This is a genomic window from Pseudomonas sp. AC172, assembly GCF_979258595.1.
The window spans coordinates 60,974-79,312 of the sequence record NZ_OZ409868.1 but is presented as its reverse complement, the minus strand read 5'-3'; the positions used below and the strand labels follow the sequence as shown (position 1 = coordinate 79,312).

Annotated in this window: 16 protein-coding genes; 4 read left to right on the top strand and 12 right to left on the bottom strand. The window is 59.4% G+C overall.

Annotated elements, in window-relative coordinates; all coding sequences use genetic code 11:
- Window positions 1-216 precede the first annotated feature (216 nt).
- Window positions 217-1,845: a glucan biosynthesis protein D gene (locus ACZ0A4_RS00365; RefSeq protein WP_116028700.1), complete on the top strand. Its 1,629-nt coding sequence runs from the start codon at window positions 217-219 to the stop codon at window positions 1,843-1,845.
- Window positions 1,846-1,956: 111 nt separating this feature from the next.
- On the opposite strand, the gene ACZ0A4_RS00360 is transcribed toward ACZ0A4_RS00365, so the two are convergent.
- From ACZ0A4_RS00360 to ACZ0A4_RS00350, 3 genes are all read right to left on the bottom strand, one after another.
- Complete coding sequence (locus tag ACZ0A4_RS00360) at window positions 1,957-3,063, bottom strand: NADH:flavin oxidoreductase/NADH oxidase (RefSeq protein WP_150792447.1); 1,107 nt, start codon at window positions 3,061-3,063, stop codon at window positions 1,957-1,959.
- 284 nt (window positions 3,064-3,347) lie between these two features.
- Complete coding sequence (gene recJ / locus ACZ0A4_RS00355; protein ID WP_463572613.1) at window positions 3,348-5,057, bottom strand: single-stranded-DNA-specific exonuclease RecJ; 1,710 nt, start codon at window positions 5,055-5,057, stop codon at window positions 3,348-3,350.
- A 55-nt stretch (window positions 5,058-5,112) separates the two neighbouring features.
- Window positions 5,113-5,655 (bottom strand): YaeQ family protein, encoded by a 543-nt coding sequence (locus ACZ0A4_RS00350; protein WP_007908961.1) that lies wholly within the window; start codon window positions 5,653-5,655, stop codon window positions 5,113-5,115.
- Window positions 5,656-5,801: 146 nt separating this feature from the next.
- Between ACZ0A4_RS00350 and ACZ0A4_RS00345 the strand changes: the two genes are divergently transcribed.
- Window positions 5,802-7,001, top strand: coding sequence for a CaiB/BaiF CoA transferase family protein (locus ACZ0A4_RS00345; RefSeq protein ID WP_463572612.1), 1,200 nt, complete (start codon window positions 5,802-5,804; stop codon window positions 6,999-7,001).
- On the top strand, window positions 6,928-7,908 hold the full coding sequence (locus ACZ0A4_RS00340) for a TIGR02285 family protein (RefSeq protein WP_463572611.1): 981 nt from the start codon (window positions 6,928-6,930) through the stop codon (window positions 7,906-7,908). Before ACZ0A4_RS00345 ends, ACZ0A4_RS00340 begins: the two co-directional genes overlap by 74 nt.
- A 176-nt stretch (window positions 7,909-8,084) precedes the next feature.
- On the opposite strand, the gene ACZ0A4_RS00335 is transcribed toward ACZ0A4_RS00340, so the two are convergent.
- From ACZ0A4_RS00335 to xerD, 7 genes are all read right to left on the bottom strand, one after another.
- The gene (locus tag ACZ0A4_RS00335; protein ID WP_122598066.1) at window positions 8,085-8,366 is read right to left on the bottom strand and encodes a DUF3509 domain-containing protein; all 282 of its coding nucleotides are present in this window, start codon (window positions 8,364-8,366) and stop codon (window positions 8,085-8,087) included.
- A gap of 166 nt (window positions 8,367-8,532) precedes the next feature.
- On the bottom strand, window positions 8,533-8,940 hold the full coding sequence (locus ACZ0A4_RS00330) for a response regulator (protein ID WP_463572609.1): 408 nt from the start codon (window positions 8,938-8,940) through the stop codon (window positions 8,533-8,535).
- 116 nt (window positions 8,941-9,056) lie between these two features.
- A complete protein-coding gene (locus tag ACZ0A4_RS00325; protein ID WP_463572607.1) occupies window positions 9,057-10,430 on the bottom strand; it encodes a transporter substrate-binding domain-containing protein in 1,374 nt (457 codons plus the stop codon).
- Window positions 10,431-10,550: 120 nt separating this feature from the next.
- Window positions 10,551-11,960 carry a threonine synthase gene (gene thrC, locus ACZ0A4_RS00320; RefSeq protein ID WP_463572606.1) on the bottom strand — a complete coding sequence of 470 codons (1,410 nt, stop codon included), beginning with the start codon at window positions 11,958-11,960 and terminating at the stop codon, window positions 10,551-10,553.
- A gap of 109 nt (window positions 11,961-12,069) precedes the next feature.
- On the bottom strand, window positions 12,070-13,374 hold the full coding sequence (locus tag ACZ0A4_RS00315) for a homoserine dehydrogenase (RefSeq protein ID WP_007908972.1): 1,305 nt from the start codon (window positions 13,372-13,374) through the stop codon (window positions 12,070-12,072).
- 131 nt (window positions 13,375-13,505) lie between these two features.
- A complete protein-coding gene (dsbC, locus tag ACZ0A4_RS00310) occupies window positions 13,506-14,237 on the bottom strand; it encodes a bifunctional protein-disulfide isomerase/oxidoreductase DsbC (protein ID WP_007908974.1) in 732 nt (243 codons plus the stop codon).
- Between the two features lie 255 nt (window positions 14,238-14,492).
- Complete coding sequence (gene xerD, locus ACZ0A4_RS00305) at window positions 14,493-15,389, bottom strand: site-specific tyrosine recombinase XerD (RefSeq protein WP_463572605.1); 897 nt, start codon at window positions 15,387-15,389, stop codon at window positions 14,493-14,495.
- Between the two features lie 108 nt (window positions 15,390-15,497).
- Here xerD and ACZ0A4_RS00300 point away from each other — a divergent pair, with 108 nt between their 5' ends.
- Window positions 15,498-17,306, top strand: coding sequence for a cation:proton antiporter (locus ACZ0A4_RS00300; protein WP_463572604.1), 1,809 nt, complete (start codon window positions 15,498-15,500; stop codon window positions 17,304-17,306).
- 118 nt (window positions 17,307-17,424) lie between these two features.
- Here ACZ0A4_RS00300 and ACZ0A4_RS00295 read toward each other — a convergent pair whose 3' ends face one another.
- On the bottom strand, window positions 17,425-17,838 hold the full coding sequence (locus ACZ0A4_RS00295; protein WP_038357747.1) for an acyl-CoA thioesterase: 414 nt from the start codon (window positions 17,836-17,838) through the stop codon (window positions 17,425-17,427).
- Between the two features lie 150 nt (window positions 17,839-17,988).
- Entirely contained in the window at window positions 17,989-18,339 is a 351-nt protein-coding gene (gene rplS, locus ACZ0A4_RS00290) for a 50S ribosomal protein L19 (protein WP_003175895.1), read from the bottom strand.

Genomic DNA, 18,339 nt, shown 5'->3' with positions numbered 1-18,339 from the left:
AATCAGAACGCGCTGTCAGATTTTTAACCGACATGTCTTGTTTCATTGACACACTGGCGCGGTGAATCAACGAATTTTGCATTGCGAGCGAACCGTTTAAGCTAGCGGGCATCTGTTAATAGTCCGTTGCGTTTGGCCGAAGGCTTGTCCGAACCGTTATTTCTGATCCAGCACGTGCCAGGAACGGCGCGGGATTGCACACGACAGGTTGTATTTATGCACCGCAGGAATTTGCTCAAAGCGTCCATGGCCATTGCGGCTTACACCGGTCTTTCGGCCACTGGCCTGCTGGCCAGCCGTGCGTGGGCGGCCAATGGCGGCGCCGCCGATGGCGAGGCTCAGGCCTTCGACTTCGAAGCGCTGAAGCGCCAGGCCAAGCAACTGGCTGGCAGCGCCTATCAGGACACCAAACAGGTGCTGCCGCCAACCCTGGCGACCATGACCCCGCAGAACTTCAACGCGATCCGCTACGACGGCGAGCATTCGCTGTGGAAGGAAAACAAGGGTCAGCTGGACGTGCAGTTCTTCCACGTCGGCATGGGGTTCCGTCAGCCGGTGCGCATGTACAGCGTCGACGCCAAGACGCGCACTGCCCGCGAAGTGCATTTCCGCCCGGCACTGTTCAACTATGAAAACACTTCAGTCGACACCCAGCAGCTCAAGGGTGACCTCGGTTTTGCCGGCTTCAAGCTGTTCAAAGCGCCGGAGCTGGATCGTCACGATGTGTTGTCGTTCCTCGGCGCCAGCTATTTTCGTGCGGTAGACGCCACTGGCCAATATGGCCTCTCGGCGCGCGGCCTGGCGATCGACACGTACGCGAAGAAACGCGAAGAATTTCCTGACTTCACCAAGTTCTGGTTCGAGACACCGGACAAGAACGCCACCCGATTTGTGGTGTATGCCCTGCTCGATTCGCCGAGTGCCACTGGTGCTTACCGTTTCGACATCGACTGCCAGGCCGAGCGCGTGGTGATGGAAGTCGATGCACACATCAATGCGCGCACGGCGATCGAGCAATTGGGCATCTCGCCGATGACCAGTATGTTCAGTTGCGGCACTCACGAGCGCCGCATGTGCGACACCATCCACCCGCAGATCCACGACTCGGATCGTCTGGCGATGTGGCGCGGCAACGGCGAGTGGATCTGCCGTCCGCTGAACAACCCGGCGACCCTGCAATTCAATGCGTTTGCCGACACCGATCCAAAAGGTTTTGGTCTGGTACAGACCGACCACGAGTTCGCCAATTATCAGGACACTGTCGACTGGTACAGCAAGCGTCCGAGCCTTTGGGTCGAACCGACCACGGCGTGGGGCGAAGGCTCTATCGATCTGCTGGAAATTCCTACCACTGGCGAGACTCTCGACAACATCGTGGCGTTCTGGACACCGAAAAAACCGGTGGCTGCCGGGGATTCGCTGAACTACGGCTACAAGCTTTACTGGAGCGCTCTGCCGCCGGTGAGTACGCCGTTGGCGCGAGTGCAGGCGACCCGTTCCGGCATGGGTGGTTTCGTCGAAGGCTGGGCCCCGGGCGAGCATTATCCGCCGGTGTGGGCGCGTCGCTTTGCTGTGGACTTTACCGGTGGCGGTCTGGATCGTCTGCCGCAGGGCACCGGGATCGAGCCGGTGGTGACGTGCTCGAACGGTAAAGTGCAGGATTTCAGCGTGCTGGTGCTGGATGACATCAAGGGTTACCGGATTCTGTTTGACTGGTACCCGACCAATGACAGCGTGGAGCCGGTGGAGCTGCGGTTGTTTATTCGCACCAATGACCGCACGTTGAGCGAGACCTGGTTGTACCAGTATTTCCCGCCGGCGCCGGACAAGCGTAAGTACCCTTGATGATTTGAGGCGCCTGCACAGGCCTCATCGCTGGCATGGCAACAAAGAACAACCAGACGAAAAAAGCCCCGGCCATCACTGACCGGGGCTTTTTGCTTTATCTCGACTGACTTAATCGCGCAAATCAGACTCATGAATCGGCTGATCCCGATGCGTCGCACGCTGATACTGCGCCGGCCACACCGCTTTGCGCCCCCCCAGATCATCGTCGGCATGCAGCGGCCAGTACGGATCACGCAGCAGCTCCCGGGCGAGGAAGATGATGTCGGCCTGACAGGTGCGCAGAATGTGCTCGGCCTGCGCCGGCTCGGTAATCATTCCCACAGTGCCGGTGGCGATGCCTGACTCTTTGCGCACACGTTCGGCGAAGCGCGTCTGATAACCCGGCCCGACCGGAATTTCCGCGTTGGCCGCCGTCCCACCCGACGACACATCGATCAGGTCCGCGCCCAAGGTGTGCAGGCGTCGCGCCAGCTCCACGGTTTCATCCGGGTTCCAGCCATCCTCAACCCAGTCAGTGGCCGACACGCGGACAAACACCGGCAACTCCTCTGGCCAGACCGCTCTCACCGCTTCAGTGACTTGCAGCACCAGACGAATACGATTTTCAAAAGAACCACCGTACTGATCCCGCCGTTGATTGCTCAGCGGCGAAAGAAACTGATGCAACAGATAACCGTGCGCGGCATGCACCTCAACCACGCTGAAACCTGCCGTCAACGCTCGTTTTGCGGCATCGACAAACGCCTGAATGACGTCGGCGATTTGCCCCTCATCCAGCTGTTTCGGTTGCGTGTGTTGCGGATCAAAGGCAATCGGCGACGGCCCGACCGGGGTCCAGCCGCCATCATCGGGTTTGACGCTGCCGTGCTTGCCGATCCACGGCCGATGGGTGCTGGCCTTGCGCCCGGCGTGGGCTAATTGAATGCCGGCGACTGCGCCTTGGGACGTGATGAAGCGGGTGATGCGTTGCAGCGGTTCGATCTGTTCGTCGTTCCACAGGCCCAGGTCTTCGGCGGTGATCCGCCCGTCGGCCGTGACGGCTGTGGCTTCGGTAAATACCAGACCCGCACCGCCCACGGCGCGGCTGCCGAGGTGTACCAGGTGCCAGTCGTTGGCCAGGCCGTCGACGCTGGAGTATTGGCACATCGGTGAGACGGCAATGCGGTTGGGCAGGGTCAGTTGGCGCAGGGTGAAGGGTTCAAGCAGCAGACTCATGGGGCACCTCTCAAATCAGTGGGCAGGCTCCAGGGTTCTGTTTGAATAGTCGACGAGTGACAGGAAAAGTGCAGCACCCGCCCCCGCGGGCAAAAAATTCGACAAGACGTCACAAGGCCAATCAAGCAGTGCTTAGAGCCTAGTCGACAACCGGGGATGAGGGAGGGTTCAGAGTGATTCAGTGTGTGAACGGACGCTTTCGCGAGCAAGTCGAATCGTCGCACCGTCGCTCCCACAGGGGAATGCATTCCAAAATGTGGGAGCGAGCCTGCTCGCGAATGGCGTCAACGCGGTTCGATGTGGGCAATCATCAATTGAACGGTCTCATTGCCCCGAAACTCGTTAACGTCGAGCTTATAAGCCAGCTCAACCCACTGAATCGTCGGATTCGGCCAGATATCGCGATCAACGCCAAACGCAATGCCATCCAGTTTTACCGAGCCACATTCGCTCTTCAGCACCACTTTGAGGTGCCGCTCGCCAACCACGCGCTGCTCAACCAACTGAAACACCCCATGAAACAGCGGCTCCGGAAAGTGCTGTCCCCAAGGCCCGGCGTGGCGCAGGGCGCGCGCCAGTTCGAGGTGGAACTCTTCAACCGCCAGCGTGCCATCGGTCAGCATGCGTCCGGTGAGGTCTTCTTCGCGAAGTTGCCTACGCACTTCAGCGTCAAAAGCCTCGGCGAACAGCGGAAAATTCTCCTGCGGCAAGGTCAGACCGGCCGCCATCGCGTGGCCACCGTACTTGGCGATCAGGTTTGGATGCTGCGCCGCTACCACGCTCAAGGCATCACGAATGTGGAAGCCTTGCACCGAACGCCCCGAGCCCTTGAGCAAACCATCGCCCGCATCGGCAAAGGCAATGGTCGGACGGAAATAACGCTCTTTCATACGTGAGGCGAGGATGCCGATGACGCCTTGGTGCCACTCGGGATCGAACAGGCACAAACCAAACGGCATCGACTCGACCGGCAAGTCCTTGAGCTGCGCCAACGCTTCACGCTGCATGCCCTGCTCGATGGATTTACGATCCTGGTTCATGCCGTCCAGTTGTGCGGCCATTTCCCGGGCCTGATTGGCGTCGGCGGTGAGCAGGCATTCGATGCCCAGGCTCATGTCATCCAGCCGTCCGGCAGCATTCAGGCGCGGGCCGACGATGAAACCGAGATCGGTGGATGTAATGCGTGCAGCGTCACGCTTGGCCACTTCAAGAATCGCTTTGATCCCCGGCCGTGCGCGACCGGCGCGAATTCGTTCGAGGCCCTGATGCACCAGAATCCGGTTGTTGGCGTCCAGCGGCACCACGTCAGCGACGCTGCCCAGCGCTACCAGATCAAGCAGTTCACCGATGTTCGGTTGCGGCTTGCTCTCGTACCAGCCGAGGCTGCGCAAACGCGCGCGCAACGCCATCAACACGTAGAAAATCACCCCGACGCCAGCCAGCGCCTTGCTCGGAAATTCGCAACCGGGCTGGTTCGGGTTAACCAGCGCATCGGCCAGTGGCAGTTCATCGCCGGGCAAGTGGTGGTCGGTGATCAAGACTTTCAGGCCCGCACGCTTGGCTGCTGCCACGCCTTCGACACTGGAGATGCCGTTGTCGACGGTGATCAGCAATTGCGGTTCGCGGGTCAGTGCGACCTCGACAATTTCCGGGGTCAGGCCATAGCCATATTCGAAACGGTTCGGCACCAGATAATCAACATGCGCTGCACCGAGCAAACGCAAGCCGAGCATGCCAACGGTGCTGGCCGTCGCGCCGTCCGCATCGAAGTCGCCGACGATAAGAATGCGCTGGCGTTGCTCCAGCGCCGTCACCAGCAGGTCCACAGCCGCATCAATGCCCTTGAGTTGCTGGAACGGAATCAATCGCGCCAGGCTCTTGTCCAGCTCCGCCTCGGACTGCACGCCCCGCGCCGCGTACAAGCGGGTCAGCAGCGGCGGCAGATCACCGAGAAAAGGCAGAGTGGCAGGCAGTTGACGAGGTTCGATACGCATGGGGTGACGGAGACTTCTCTTGATTACGTGGGATTATTGCGGTGGTGACGCGGGATCAGCCGCGCTCACCTTGCAGCCATTGCAACTGGACTTCGTGCTGACCACGATCGTCGGTGACGAAGATCGTCCCTTCGCTGATCATCACGTCCCACTTGATAACGCGGGGCATGTCCTTGGCCAGGGTTTCCAGCACTTCTTGCGGAACCGCAGCGATGTTGACGTTTTTCAGATTCTTGATCGCCGGGATCACCTTGGTTTCCCAAACGCGCAGGCTGCCGTAGGCGAGCAGGCTGGTGCGTTCGGTACGACGCGAGCACCAGGTCAGACGATCGGCGTCTGGCTGGCCGACTTCGATCCAGTGCAGAACACGATCATCCAGGCTCTTTTCCCACAGCGCAGGTTCGTCCACGTCTGACAGACCACGGCCAAACGACAACTGCTCGTTGTACCAGAGCGCGTAGGCCAGCAGTCGCACGGTCATGCGCTCTTCGGTTTCCGAAGGGTGACGGGCGATGGTCTGCTTGACGCTCTCGTAGACACTGCGGTCGAGGTCGGTGAGGTTCAGTTCAAACTTGTAGGTAGTGGACGGCTGGGCCATGAACGGGCTTCTTGATACGAGGAAAGTCGGCAAGTCTAACCGATGCGGTAGGCAATCATCGAATTGATGGCGATCAACCTGCGGCGTCTGACAGCCGGCTATGTTAAAACGCTGTATCCGTTCAGCCTTGCCCTACAGGATTTCGCATGCCGTTCACCAGCAAACCGCTCTCGGGTCTGAAAGTCATTGAATTGGGTACATTGATTGCCGGGCCGTTTGCCTCGCGCATTTGCGGCGAGTTCGGTGCCGAAGTGATCAAGATCGAGTCGCCAGACGGCGGTGATCCCCTACGGAAATGGCGAAAACTGTACGAAGGCACGTCGCTGTGGTGGTTTGTCCAGGCGCGCAACAAAAAGTCGCTGACGCTAAACCTCAAACACCCTGACGGCTTGGCGATCCTGAAAAAACTGCTCAGCGAAGCCGACATCCTCATCGAGAACTTCCGCCCCGGCGTACTGGAAAAGCTTGGCCTGAGCTGGGAAACCCTGCACGCCTTGAACCCGAAACTGGTGATGGTGCGTCTGTCCGGTTTCGGCCAGACCGGGCCGATGAAGGATCAGCCGGGCTTCGGTGCTGTGGGGGAGTCCATGGGCGGTTTGCGCTACATCACTGGTTTCGAGGACCGACCGCCGGTGCGCACCGGCATTTCCATCGGCGATTCGATAGCCGCGCTGTGGGGCGTGATCGGTGCGCTGATGGCCCTGCGTCATCGCGAGGTCAACGGTGGTCTCGGCCAAGTAGTCGATGTGGCGCTGTATGAAGCGATTTTCGCAATGATGGAAAGCATGGTGCCGGAATTCGACGTGTTCGGTTTTATCCGCGAGCGCACCGGCAACATCATGCCCGGCATCACGCCCTCTTCGATTCACACCAGCGCTGACGGCAAGCATGTGCAGATCGGCGCCAATGGTGACGCGATCTTCAAACGCTTCATGCTGATCATCGGCCGCGAAGACCTGGCCAATGATCCGACACTGGCCAGCAACGACGGGCGCGATAATCGCCGCGACGAACTGTATGGCGTGATTGATCGCTGGGTCCATTCGCTGCCGCTGCAAAGCGTGCTCGACCTGCTCAATCAGGCCGATGTCCCGGCCAGCCGGATCTTCAGTGCCGAGGACATGTTCAACGATCCGCAGTACCTGGCCCGAGAGATGTTCCTGCACGCCAAGCTGCCCGACGGCAAAGATTTCAAGATGCCGGGCATCGTGCCGAAACTCTCTGAGACACCGGGCAGTTCAGAATGGGTCGGACCGCAACTGGGTGAACACAATGCGCAGGTACTTCACGACCTTGGCTACGACGAGAGACAGATCGCCAAGCTGCGCGAAGACGGAGCCATTTAAGCTGAAACACCGGCAGACATCGCACGCCAACCGCGCCCACCATTGGTGGACGTGGCGGCTATTTGGCTTATTGTTTTTGCTCGCAGTGTCGACCGAGGCGCAGGCTAAACCGACGTTGATCTGGCTGCTGCGCGACTTGCCGCCACTGACCATTTTCGAAGGCCCGAAAAAGGGCCAGGGCGTGATCGACCAACTGATGCCGTTGTTGATCGCCGGCATGCCGCAATACGAACACACGCTGATGCGGGTCAATCGCGCCCGTGGTCTGCAGATGCTCCATGAAAACCCGTTTGCCTGTGACCCCGCGCTGCTGTGGAACAAGGAGCGCGCGCAGTGGGTGGCGTATTCGATCCCCGCGATTCGCGCCGTGAGCAACGGCCTGGTGGTGCGCCAGCAAGATCGCTCGGTGCTCGAACCGTATCTGGTCGACGGTGAAGTGGATCTGTCGGCGCTGCTGGCCGCTACGGAGCGCAAAGTCGGTGTGGTGGCGGAACGCAGCTACGGCGAGTTCATCGACACCCTTTTGCATCAAGCGCCCAGCGGTGCGCTGACGGCGCATTACGGCAACGATGCGCTGAGCAATCTTCTGTCGATGCAGCGCCTCGGTCGGTTGCAGGTGGTGTTGGGCTATTGGCCGGAGATTCGCTATCAGGCGAAACAGGCACAGATCAATGAAGATGAACTGGAGTTCTATCCGATTCAGGGCAACGGAAAGTATTTGTCAGGCTACGTCGCCTGTTCCGACACCACGCAAGGCCGTCAGGCGATCAGCGAGATCAATCATCTGCTGCGCACCCTGCCGCATGAACACCTGAATCAGCTCTACGCTGCATGGCTGGATCCTGACAGACGTGAGGATTATCTGCAGGAAGCCCGCAGGTTTTTCGAACATCAGGCCGCGCAATAAGCAAACGCCGGACAAAAGAAACCCCGAGAAGTGGGGAGACGACTCGGGGTTAAACGTGGCCTATAAAAAGACCCGTAGCAGCAAGCGACAAGCACCGGAGCACAATGCTTGATCCTGCTGTTACGTGGTCTGACTGACAGGGATGCAGGAAGGTTCCCACAAAAAATATTTCATCTTTACAGCGCCGCACGTTTGTCCAGTGCTGCGTTGCGCAAGGCCGCGATCACACAAGGCTCCAGCCGTCCTTCAGCGATCAGAACGTCGCGATGCAAACCGTCGACGACATCGGTCAACTGGCGCTTGTCGGTCAACTGTGCCTGATTGAATTCGCGTTCCACCACGATGGCGCCGTGACTGTTCTTCAAGGTCACCAGGCATTCGCCATGGGAACCGCTTGGAGACAACGAAACCTGATACGGGCTCAGAGCCTCACCGAGCAATAGACTGATACTTTCCATCTCGATCTCCACTCAATAGTCCGAAAACTGTGTGCCTGGGGCGTGTTCACAATAAATGACCACCGGCCCGAGAAGAAAGTTCTGCATACCGACTGCCCCGTTCCTGGAGTGTCACCGGTCTGTCAGAGCATGCACGGCGAAGATGACAGAAAAATAACCGTCCCCGTCAAACCCGCACGGATGGCGACGCGGCGATCAGGTAGCTGTCGAGCAAACCGCGCATCAGTACGGCCGACACCGGGGTTTGCAGGCGGCCCAACAGCCGCATTCTGTGTTCGCTCAGCAAGGGTTCAAGATCGTTCAGCAGGCTTGGCGCGACCGTTCCCAGCAGGATCAGCGCGCGTGCCTCCTGCTGAATCGCCAGATGATGGATCAGCGCCAGGCCATCGCCGCCCTTGAGCTGCGGATCGCAAATGGCGATATCGACCACGCCGCGATGGCCCAGTGAAGACAGGGCCGAGGCCAGCGACGGCGCCGTCAGTACGTCATAGATACCAATGGCATTGAGCATTTGATGCAATGCCATCAGCTGGAACGGATTGGGTTCAAGTATCAGGACTTTAAGCGAGCGCATGAGCGACCTCTGAAGCGACAATCGCGGATTCTCACCGCAGTGGTTGTCACTCTAGGGCAGCCGTCCTAAGCCTCCCATCGGAAAAGTAGCCGCGTCGTATAGGACATTTCCCATCTTCAATGCGGACATCGGCACCCGCTCTCTGCGCGACGCTGGGTGATGTCCGTCCAGCCGCCCAAGAGCCCACGCAATTTGCCGTCGGCACTGTAGAACGGCACCGTCCACTGATAGACCTCGCGGGGGCCGTTGTTGAATTGCAATCGTCGCTTGCTGAAGCGCGACTTGCGCGTGCGCAATTGCATCATGAACTCGTCGTGCAACATCAGCGCCGTGGCTTCGGGCAACGCGTTGACTTCAATCAGCAGCCGCCCCAGCACCTGATCCAGTCGAACCGAGAGCGCCTCCTCATAACTGCGGTTGCACATGATCAGCCGCCCTTGCAGATCACGGACGAACACAGGATCCGGCATGGAGTCGATCAATGCATGCTGAAATGCCAGTTGATCGCCCAGATCCTTTTCCGCCGCGCGCCGCAGTTTGATCACGGCGGTCAGACGCCGATTCCATATCAACGACAACAGACCGAACACGCCAAGCCCGCCCATGCCCCAGCAACCCCATTCAAGCATCTGCTGCCAGACTGAGGGTACGGGCGCCGGTGCAATACCTTCCAGCCATTTCAGGCGGATCGCCCGCAATTCGGCTGCGGGAAACGCCTCAAGGGCCTTGTTGAGAATACTCAGCAGCACTGGCATGCCTTTGCGCACGGCCAGGTTATCCGCCTCCCATTTGCCTTCGACGAGACCGCCGACCTTGAGCAAACCCAGCGGGTAAAGCTGCGCGCCAATTTCGTTTTCGATGGTGGCGTAGGCCTCACCGCTTTCAACCAGCGCCCGCGCTTCGGCGTAGGTCTTGACAGAGCGAATCTCGATTGAGGGAAAGTCACGCCTGATCATGTCTTCCAGCGCATGCCGGGCCGGTAGCACCAGCACCCGTTTGCTCAACTGCTCGAAGGCATCCAGCCGAGGTGCGTCAGCGCGGCCGACAAACACCCAGCCCGCACCACCGAACGCGTGGCTGTAATCCAGGAATGCCTTGCGCTCCTCGCTCATGGCCAGGGTCGTACTGATATCGGCCGCTCCGCTCTCCAGACGTTCAAGCATGTGATCGGTGGAAAAAGACTCCTGATGCACAAACTGCAGCCCGGTCATCGCCGTCACGCGCTTGAGCACGTCGTTGTTCAAGCCGCTCCACTGCCCGTGCTCATCCTGAAACAGATACAACGGATACTGCACCGACGTCACCGTCACTTTGGGGTTGTCGCGAATCCATTGACGCTCGTGTGCAGCCAGTTCGATGGGCTGGATTCTGGCCCCCCCGGCATCGTCGTGCAGCGCCAGTTGCGCCGCCACGCTGCAGCGCACCAACGCCAATAATCCGAACATAAACAACACACCCAGTGCCGGTTTCAAACCTCTATAAAACAGCATTGCCACTTCCTTCGTGATCGACTCACCCGTCCTTCGTGGGTGAAAACCCGAGCAGTGTGGCAGCACAAACAAAAAAGCCCGTCAGGAGACGGGCTTCAAAATGTGACAGCTTTTGGTGGCTTAAAGCGGCTTGCCGCGGTTGCCATGCTGGCTGACAAAGGCTTGCACGGCTTTCAGCTCGTTTGGCAGAACGGTGCAACGCTCGTTTCGCTCAAACAAATCAGAAAGATGTGCAGGTAGTTCGAGCGCTTTTCCTACACCGGCTTTCTCCACCGCATCCGGGAATTTCACCGGGTGCGCGGTGCCGAGAATCACCATCGGGATATCGAGGCTACGACGGCATTCGCGTGCAGCCTTGACGCCGATGGCGGTATGCGGATCCAGCACTTCGCCGGTCTGCTCGTAAACTTCGGCGATGGTTTCGCAGGTCTGCGCATCGTCCACGGCCAGTGAGTCAAACAGTTTGCGCGCTTCAGTCCAGCGCTCTTGTTCGACGCTGAAACCGCCGCCCTGCTTGAACGAGTCCATCAGGCCGGCAATCGCTGCGCCGTTGCGACCGTGCAGGTCGAACAGCAGGCGTTCGAAGTTCGACGAGACCATGATGTCCATCGACGGCGACAGCGTGGCGTGCAGGGTTTCCTTGACGTACTGATTGCCGCTCATGAAGCGGTGCAGGATGTCGTTGCGGTTGGTGGCGACGATCAACTGGTTGATCGGCAGGCCCATGTTGCGCGCCAGGTAACCGGCGAAGATGTCGCCGAAGTTGCCGGTAGGCACCGAGAACGACACCGAACGCGCCGGGCCGCCCAACTGCAGGGACGCATGGAAGTAATAAACGATCTGGGCCATGATCCGCGCCCAGTTGATCGAGTTCACTGCGACCAGGCGCGTGCCTTTGAGGAAGCTCTGGTCAGCGAAGCTGTTCTTGACCATTTCCTGGCAGTCATCGAAGTTGCCTTCGATGGCGATGTTATGGATGTTCTCGCCGAAAATCGTCGTCATCTGCCGGCGCTGCACTTCGGACACGCGGTTGTGCGGGTGCAGGATGAAGATGTCGACGTTTTCGCAGTGCTTGCAGCCTTCGATAGCAGCCGAACCGGTGTCACCGGAGGTGGCGCCGACGATCACTACGCGCTCGCCGCGCTTTTCCAGCACGTAGTCGAGCAGACGACCGAGCAGTTGCAGGGCGAAGTCCTTGAACGCCAGGGTCGGGCCGTGAAACAGCTCCAGCACCCATTCGTTACCGTTCAGCTGACGCAGCGGCGCCACGGCGCTGTGCGAGAACACGCCGTAGGTTTCTTCGAGAATCTTTTTGAAATCGGCGTCCGGAATGCTGCCGGTGACGAACGGGCGCATGACACGGAAAGCCAGTTCGTGATACGGCAGGCCGGCCCAGGAAGCGATTTCTTCCTGGGTGAAACGTGGCAGGTTTTCCGGAACGTACAGACCGCCGTCGGTCGCGAGACCGGCCAGCAGGACGTCTTCGAAATTCAGGGCCGGTGCCTGGCCGCGGGTACTGATATAACGCATGATTTCAAACCTTCGGTTTGAGCTTCAAGCTATGAGCTACAAGCTGCAAGTAAAAGCCAAACCGCTTTTCTCTTGCCGCTTGCAGCTCGAAGCTTGCAGCTGCTTCTGTTTAGTTCAGGTGCTCGACGCGGATCCGTACAACCGGACCATTGACGCCGGCCAGCGCTTCGAGGGCGGCAATGGCATCGTTGATGCGCTGCTCGACAACGCGGTGGGTCAGCAGGATCATTGGCACCAGACCGTCGTGTTCCTCGACTTCCTTCTGCATGATCGACTCGATGTTGATGCCGCGCTCCGAGAGGATGCTCGCCACCTGAGCCAGTACGCCCGGATGGTCCTTGGCTTGAATGCGCAAGTAGTAAGCGCTTTCACAGGCTTCGATCGGCAGGATCGGGTGGGCCGACAGCGAGTCCGGCTGGAAGGCCAGGTGCGGCACGCGGTTCTCCGGGTCGGAGGTCATGGCGCGAACTACGTCGACCAGATCGGCGATCACCGACGAAGCGGTTGGCTCCATGCCGGCGCCAGCGCCGTAGAACAGCGTCGAACCTGCGGCGTCACCGTTGACCATTACCGCGTTCATCACCCCGTTGACGTTGGCGATCAGGCGATCAGCCGGGATCAACGTCGGGTGCACGCGCAACTCGATGCCGGCGGCAGTGCTGCGCGCCACGCCGAGGTGCTTGATGCGGTAGCCGAGCGCTTCGGCGTAGTTGACGTCAGCGGTGGTCAGCTTGGTAATGCCTTCGGTGTAAGCCTTGTCGAATTGCAGCGGAATACCGAAGGCGATGGAGGCCAGAATCGTCAGCTTGTGCGCCGCGTCGATGCCTTCAACGTCGAAGGTCGGATCGGCTTCGGCGTAACCCAGTGCCTGAGCTTCGGCCAGCACGTCTTCGAAGGTACGGCCCTTCTCGCGCATTTCGGTGAGGATGAAGTTACCGGTACCGTTGATGATCCCGGCCACCCAGTTGATGCGGTTGGCGGACAGGCCTTCACGGATCGCCTTGATCACCGGAATGCCACCGGCCACGGCCGCTTCGAACGCCACGATCACGCCTTTCTCGCGAGCCTTGGCGAAAATTTCATTACCGTGAACGGCAATCAGAGCCTTGTTCGCGGTGACCACATGCTTGCCATTCTCGATGGCCTTGAGTACCAGCTCGCGGGCAACGGTGTAGCCGCCCATCAGCTCTATGACGATGTCGATCTCAGGGTTCGTGGCCACTTCGAAGACATCGTTGGTAATCGCAATACCGGTCGTCTGGAACTGAGGCTTTGGCGTGCGCATGGCAATTTGTGCCACTTCGATTCCACGCCCGGCACGACGAGCAATTTCCTCGGCGTTGCGCTGAAGTACGTTGAAGGTACCGCCACCGACGGTCCCTAACCCACAGATGCCTACTTTGACCGGATTCACTGTGAACTCCCCATAAAACGGCCGACGCGGGGTCGGCCGGAAAACAACCGCGTGCTCGCGGCTCTCTATTAATGGCCCGGCAATGTGGCTGCCGGACCATGATCGTCACGGCTGACCGTGACGATGCGAATTTACTTCGCGCCCAGCGCCAGTTTGGCGACTTGTGGCGCAGGCTGGTAGCCCGGAATCACTTGTCCGTCAGCCAAAACGATGGCCGGTGTGCCGTTCACGCCGATCGACTGACCGAGGGCGAACTGTTTGGAAACCGGGTTATCGCACTTGGCGGCCTTGATTTCCTTGCCATCGACCATTTTGTCCATGGCCGCTTTCTTGTCTTTCGAGCACCACACGGCTTGCAGTTGCTCGTCACCCGGCGAGTTCAAACCCTGGCGCGGGAACGCGACATAACGCACTTCGATGCCGCGCTTGTTCAGCTCAGGCACTTCGGCGTGCAGCTTGTGGCAGTACGGGCAGGTGGTATCGGTGAACACGGTGATGTGCGATTTGGTCTCCCCCACGGCCGGGTACACCACGGTTTCGGCCACCGGGATAGCGTTGATCAGTTTGGAGATGCCCAGGCGTTCGGTCTTCTCGGTCAGGTTGACCGGTTTGCCGTCCTTGAGCTGGAACAGGTAGCCCTGCACGATGTACTGGCCATCGGCGCTGGCGTATAGCACGCGGCTGCCCTTGAGCTTGACTTCGTACATGCCCGGCAACGGGCTGGCGCTGATGCTTTCGACCGGAACCTCGAGTTCGAGTTTTTCCAGGCTTTGACGAATGGCTTTGTCGGCCGCGTCATCGGCGACGGCAAAGGTGCTGACCAACGCAATGGCTGCGGCGGCGAAAATCTGGGTCAGACGCATGAGAACTCCTGAAGGCGGACAAATGGAACGATCAGAACGCCCGTGCCGGAACACCGGGTCATAACCGTCCATCGTGCAAACCGGCAAAGCCTAACACATAAGCCCACGGTGGCCGAATGCGCCTGTCGCCACACTTTCAGGACTGCACAGATCCTTGTGGGAGCGAGCCTGCTCGCCAAAGCGGTGTGTCAGCTAAATGAACGCTGACTGACACGCCCTCTTCGCGAGCAGGCTCGCTCCCACAGGAATTCTTGTTCAGCCGCGCGGGTGGTGTTTGGCGTGCAGATCCTGCAAACGGGCGCGGGCGACGTGGGTGTAGATCTGCGTGGTGGAAAGGTCGCTGTGGCCGAGCAGCATCTGCACCACACGCAAATCCGCGCCGTGGTTGAGCAGGTGTGTGGCAAACGCATGACGTAAGGTATGCGGCGACAGTGACTTGCCGATCCCGGCGACCTTGGCCTGATGCTTGATCCGGTGCCAGAAGGTTTGGCGGGTCATCTGCTCGCCGCGCTGACTGGGGAACAGTACATCGCTGGGGCGGCCACCGAGCAATTCGCCGCGACCGTCACGCATGTAGCGCTCGATCCAGACAATCGCCTCCTCGCCCATCGGCACCAGCCGTTCCTTGCTGCCCTTGCCCATCACCCGCAGCACGCCCTGGCGCAGATTGACCTGTTCCAGTGTCAGGCTGACCAGTTCGGTCACCCGCAAACCGCAGGCGTACAACACCTCAAGCATGGCGCGATCACGCTGGCCGATGGCTTCGCTCAGATCGGGTGCCTTGAGCAGCGCCTCGACGTCGGCTTCCGACAAGGATTTGGGCAACGGCCGACCCAGTTGCGGCATATCCACGCGCAAGGTCGGGTCAACGATGATCATCTTTTCCCGCAGAAGATAGCGATAAAAGCCACGCACACCGGAGAGAAATCTCGCCGTGGAACGCGGTTTGTAATTCTGCTCCAGGCGCCAGGCCAGATGATCGAGGATCAGCTCACGGCCGGCGTTGATCAGCTCCAGGTTTTTCTCCTGCAGCCAGCCATTGAACAGCGCCAGATCGCTTCGATAGGCGCCACGGGTGTTGTCGGACAGGCCTTTTTCCAGCCATAACGCGTCGAGGAATTGGTCAATCAGTGGATTGTCGATAGCAGGCATGGGCGCTCAAGACACACAGCCTCATGGACTGTGCGCAAATGTAGAGTGAACTGTAGGAATGGGCGCTAGTCTTTCATAGCCCGCAATTTCAAGGAACAGGGAGCATCAATGAACGAGCAGCAAATTCTATTGGCATTTGGCGGGATAGGCGCGGCGGCGCTGGGGTGCCAATGGCTGGCCTGGCGCCTGAAGCTGCCGGCGATTCTGTTTCTGTTGCTGACCGGCATTCTGGTCGGCCCGGTGTTGGGCTGGCTCGACCCACAGGAAATGTTCGGGCCGCTACTGATGCCGCTGGTATCGCTGGCCGTGGCGCTGATTCTGTTCGAAGGCAGCCTGACCCTGCACCTGTCGGAATGGAAGGAGATTGGCAGCGTCGTTCATCGTTTGGTGACTCTTGGCGCGATCTCGACCTGGGTGGTTATCGCGGTCGCCACTCACTATCTGCTCGGATTCGACTGGATGCTGGCCATCCTCTTCGGCAGCCTGACGCTGGTGACCGGCCCGACGGTGATCGTGCCGATGCTGCGTGTGGTACGGCCGAAAACCTCGATCGCCAATATTCTGCGCTGGGAAGGTATCGTCATCGATCCGATCGGCGCCCTCCTCGCCGTGGTGGTTTACAGCTTCATCATTGCCAGCGCCGAGGGCCATGGGCTCAAGCAGAGTCTGTTTACATTCGGCGGAGTGATTCTGTGCGGCGCAGTGTTCGGGATTGTCGGTGGCTGGGTGCTGGGGACGATTATTCGTCGGCAATGGTTGCCGGAATACCTGCACAACCTTGCGTCGTTGGCCGCGGTGCTGGGGATTTTCATTGCTGCCAACGAAGTGATGCACGAGTCCGGCCTGCTGGCGGTCACGCTGATGGGCATGTGGCTGGCGAACATGAAGGGCGTGGATGTGCGGCATATCCTGCACTTCAAGGAAAACCTCAGCGTGCTGCTGATTTCCGGTTTGTTCATTTTGCTGGCGGCCCGGTTGGACTTGTACGCCTTGATCGGCCTCGGGCCACTGGTGTTGATTCTGCTGCTGGTGATTCAGCTGATCGCCCGGCCACTGAACGTGTTGCTCAGCACGACTGGCTCAAGCCTGAGCTGGCGGGAGCGTGCGTTGCTGTGCTGGATTGCGCCACGGGGGATTGTTGCGGCCGCGGTATCGGCAATTTTCGCGATTCGCCTGCACGAAGCCGGACATGAAGGCGCGCTGCTGCTGGTGCCACTGACCTTTGCCGTGATCATCGGCACCGTCGTGCTGCAAAGCGCCACGGCGCGACCGCTGGCACGCCTGCTGAAGGTCGCCGAACCGGCGCCGAGTGGATTCCTGATCGTCGGCGCCAACGGCCCGGCAAGGGAGCTGGGCAAGTCGCTGCAGCAGCTGGGCAGCCGCGTGCTGCTGACGGATTCGAGTTGGGAAAACATTCGTGTGGCGCGCATGGAAGGCTTGCCGACGTATTTCGGCAACCCGGCTTCGCAGCATGCCGATGCCCATCTGGATCTGGTCGGGCTGGGGCATTTGCTGGCGCTGTCGCCGTCGGGTGAACTCAATACCTTGGCAGCGATGCGCTTTCGTCATGACTTCGGCCATCAGCGCTTGTTTGGTCTGGCCAGTGGTCATGAGAGTCGGCGCAGCGATAAACATCGGGCGAGTCTGGAACATCGAGGCAATCAGCTCGGTAGCGAGGCGTTTACCTACGCGAAACTGGCCAGTCAGATGGGCCAGGGCGCCGAGTTGTACAGCACGACATTGACTGATGGTTTTGGCTGGGAGGACTACCAGGCGCTGCATGGTAGTCGTGCGACGTTGCTGTTCATGCGTGATGACAGTGGTTGGGTGCACGTGGTGACGCCGGAGACGGCGGTGAAGCCGGGGTCGGGGTGGACGCTGTTGGCGTTGATTCAGCCTGAGGCCAGTGGCGCCTGATCTGACGCTTTCGCGAGCAGGCTCGCTCCCACAGTGATCGGGGTGAACACAACATTTGTGTCCAACACAAAACCTGTGGGAGCGAACTTGCTCGCGAATGGCGCGACCCGGTATCAGATCAAGCCGCAAAACCCGGCAGCACCGGCACCGGCCGCTTGTCATCATCAATGGCGACAAAGCTGAACTGCCCATGAATCGCCTTCTCGCGACCATCACAACTCATGCTCTCGACAAACACTTCCACCTCGACCTTGAGGCTGGTGTTGCCGACCTTGATCACTTTCCCCACTAGCTCAACGATCGAGCCCGCCGGGATCGCGTGGTTGAAGTCGATGCGATCGGTAGACACGGTTACCAGCGGCAAACGGCAGAAACGAGTGGCGGTGATGAAGGAAACTTCGTCCATCCACGCCAGCGCAGTGCCGCCGAACAGGGTGTTGTGGTGGTTGGTGGTCGGCGGGAAGACAGCCTTGGTCACGCGGGTCACCGAGAGTTCGGTGCGGCGTTCGATTTCCTGGTCGCGGGTGGTCATGAAATAGACTCGATATCTGGCTGCCGAATACAAGCAAGATCAAAAGATCGTCTGATCGCAGCCCGAGCCTTCGGCAGCTCCTACAGGGGGGAATTTTGGGCAACAAAAAAGCAGCCCGTAGGCTGCTTTTTTCTGCATCGGAAGCTGGACTTAAGCCAGTTTTTCCTTGATGCGAGCTGCTTTACCCGACAGGTCGCGCAGGTAGTACAGCTTGGCTTTACGTACGTCACCGCGACGTTTAACAGCCATGCTGTCGATCTGCGGGGAGTAGGTCTGGAAAGTACGTTCTACGCCAACACCGTTGGAGATTTTACGAACGGTGAACGCACTGTTCACGCCGCGGTTACGCTTGGCGATTACAACGCCTTCGAACGCTTGCAGACGGGAACGATCGCCTTCCTTCACTTTCACCTGAACGACAATAGTGTCGCCTGGGGCGAAGGTAGGGATTTCTTTGGTCATCTGCTCTGCTTCGAGTGCAAGGATGATTTTGTTGGTCAT

Excerpts from the sequence above, each read along its gene's own strand:
- ACZ0A4_RS00335 (WP_122598066.1), bottom strand. The coding sequence starts at position 8,366 with ATGGAAAGTATCAGTCTATTGCTCGGTGAGGCTCTGAGCCCGTATCAG.
- ACZ0A4_RS00325 (WP_463572607.1), bottom strand. The coding sequence starts at position 10,430 with ATGCTGTTTTATAGAGGTTTGAAACCGGCACTGGGTGTGTTGTTTATG.
- dsbC (WP_007908974.1), bottom strand. The coding sequence starts at position 14,237 with ATGCGTCTGACCCAGATTTTCGCCGCCGCAGCCATTGCGTTGGTCAGC.
- ACZ0A4_RS00340 (WP_463572611.1), top strand. The coding sequence starts at position 6,928 with ATGCGCAGGTACTTCACGACCTTGGCTACGACGAGAGACAGATCGCCA.
- ACZ0A4_RS00360 (WP_150792447.1), bottom strand. The coding sequence starts at position 3,063 with ATGAGTCTGCTGCTTGAACCCTTCACCCTGCGCCAACTGACCCTGCCC.
- thrC (WP_463572606.1), bottom strand. The coding sequence starts at position 11,960 with ATGCGTTATATCAGTACCCGCGGCCAGGCACCGGCCCTGAATTTCGAA.
- recJ (WP_463572613.1), bottom strand. The coding sequence starts at position 5,057 with ATGCGTATCGAACCTCGTCAACTGCCTGCCACTCTGCCTTTTCTCGGT.
- ACZ0A4_RS00350 (WP_007908961.1), bottom strand. The coding sequence starts at position 5,655 with ATGGCCCAGCCGTCCACTACCTACAAGTTTGAACTGAACCTCACCGAC.
- xerD (WP_463572605.1), bottom strand. The coding sequence starts at position 15,389 with ATGCCTGCTATCGACAATCCACTGATTGACCAATTCCTCGACGCGTTA.
- ACZ0A4_RS00345 (WP_463572612.1), top strand. The coding sequence starts at position 5,802 with ATGCCGTTCACCAGCAAACCGCTCTCGGGTCTGAAAGTCATTGAATTG.
- ACZ0A4_RS00295 (WP_038357747.1), bottom strand. The coding sequence starts at position 17,838 with ATGACCACCCGCGACCAGGAAATCGAACGCCGCACCGAACTCTCGGTG.
- ACZ0A4_RS00365 (WP_116028700.1), top strand. The coding sequence starts at position 217 with ATGCACCGCAGGAATTTGCTCAAAGCGTCCATGGCCATTGCGGCTTAC.
- ACZ0A4_RS00330 (WP_463572609.1), bottom strand. The coding sequence starts at position 8,940 with ATGCGCTCGCTTAAAGTCCTGATACTTGAACCCAATCCGTTCCAGCTG.
- rplS (WP_003175895.1), bottom strand. The coding sequence starts at position 18,339 with ATGACCAACAAAATCATCCTTGCACTCGAAGCAGAGCAGATGACCAAA.
- ACZ0A4_RS00300 (WP_463572604.1), top strand. The coding sequence starts at position 15,498 with ATGAACGAGCAGCAAATTCTATTGGCATTTGGCGGGATAGGCGCGGCG.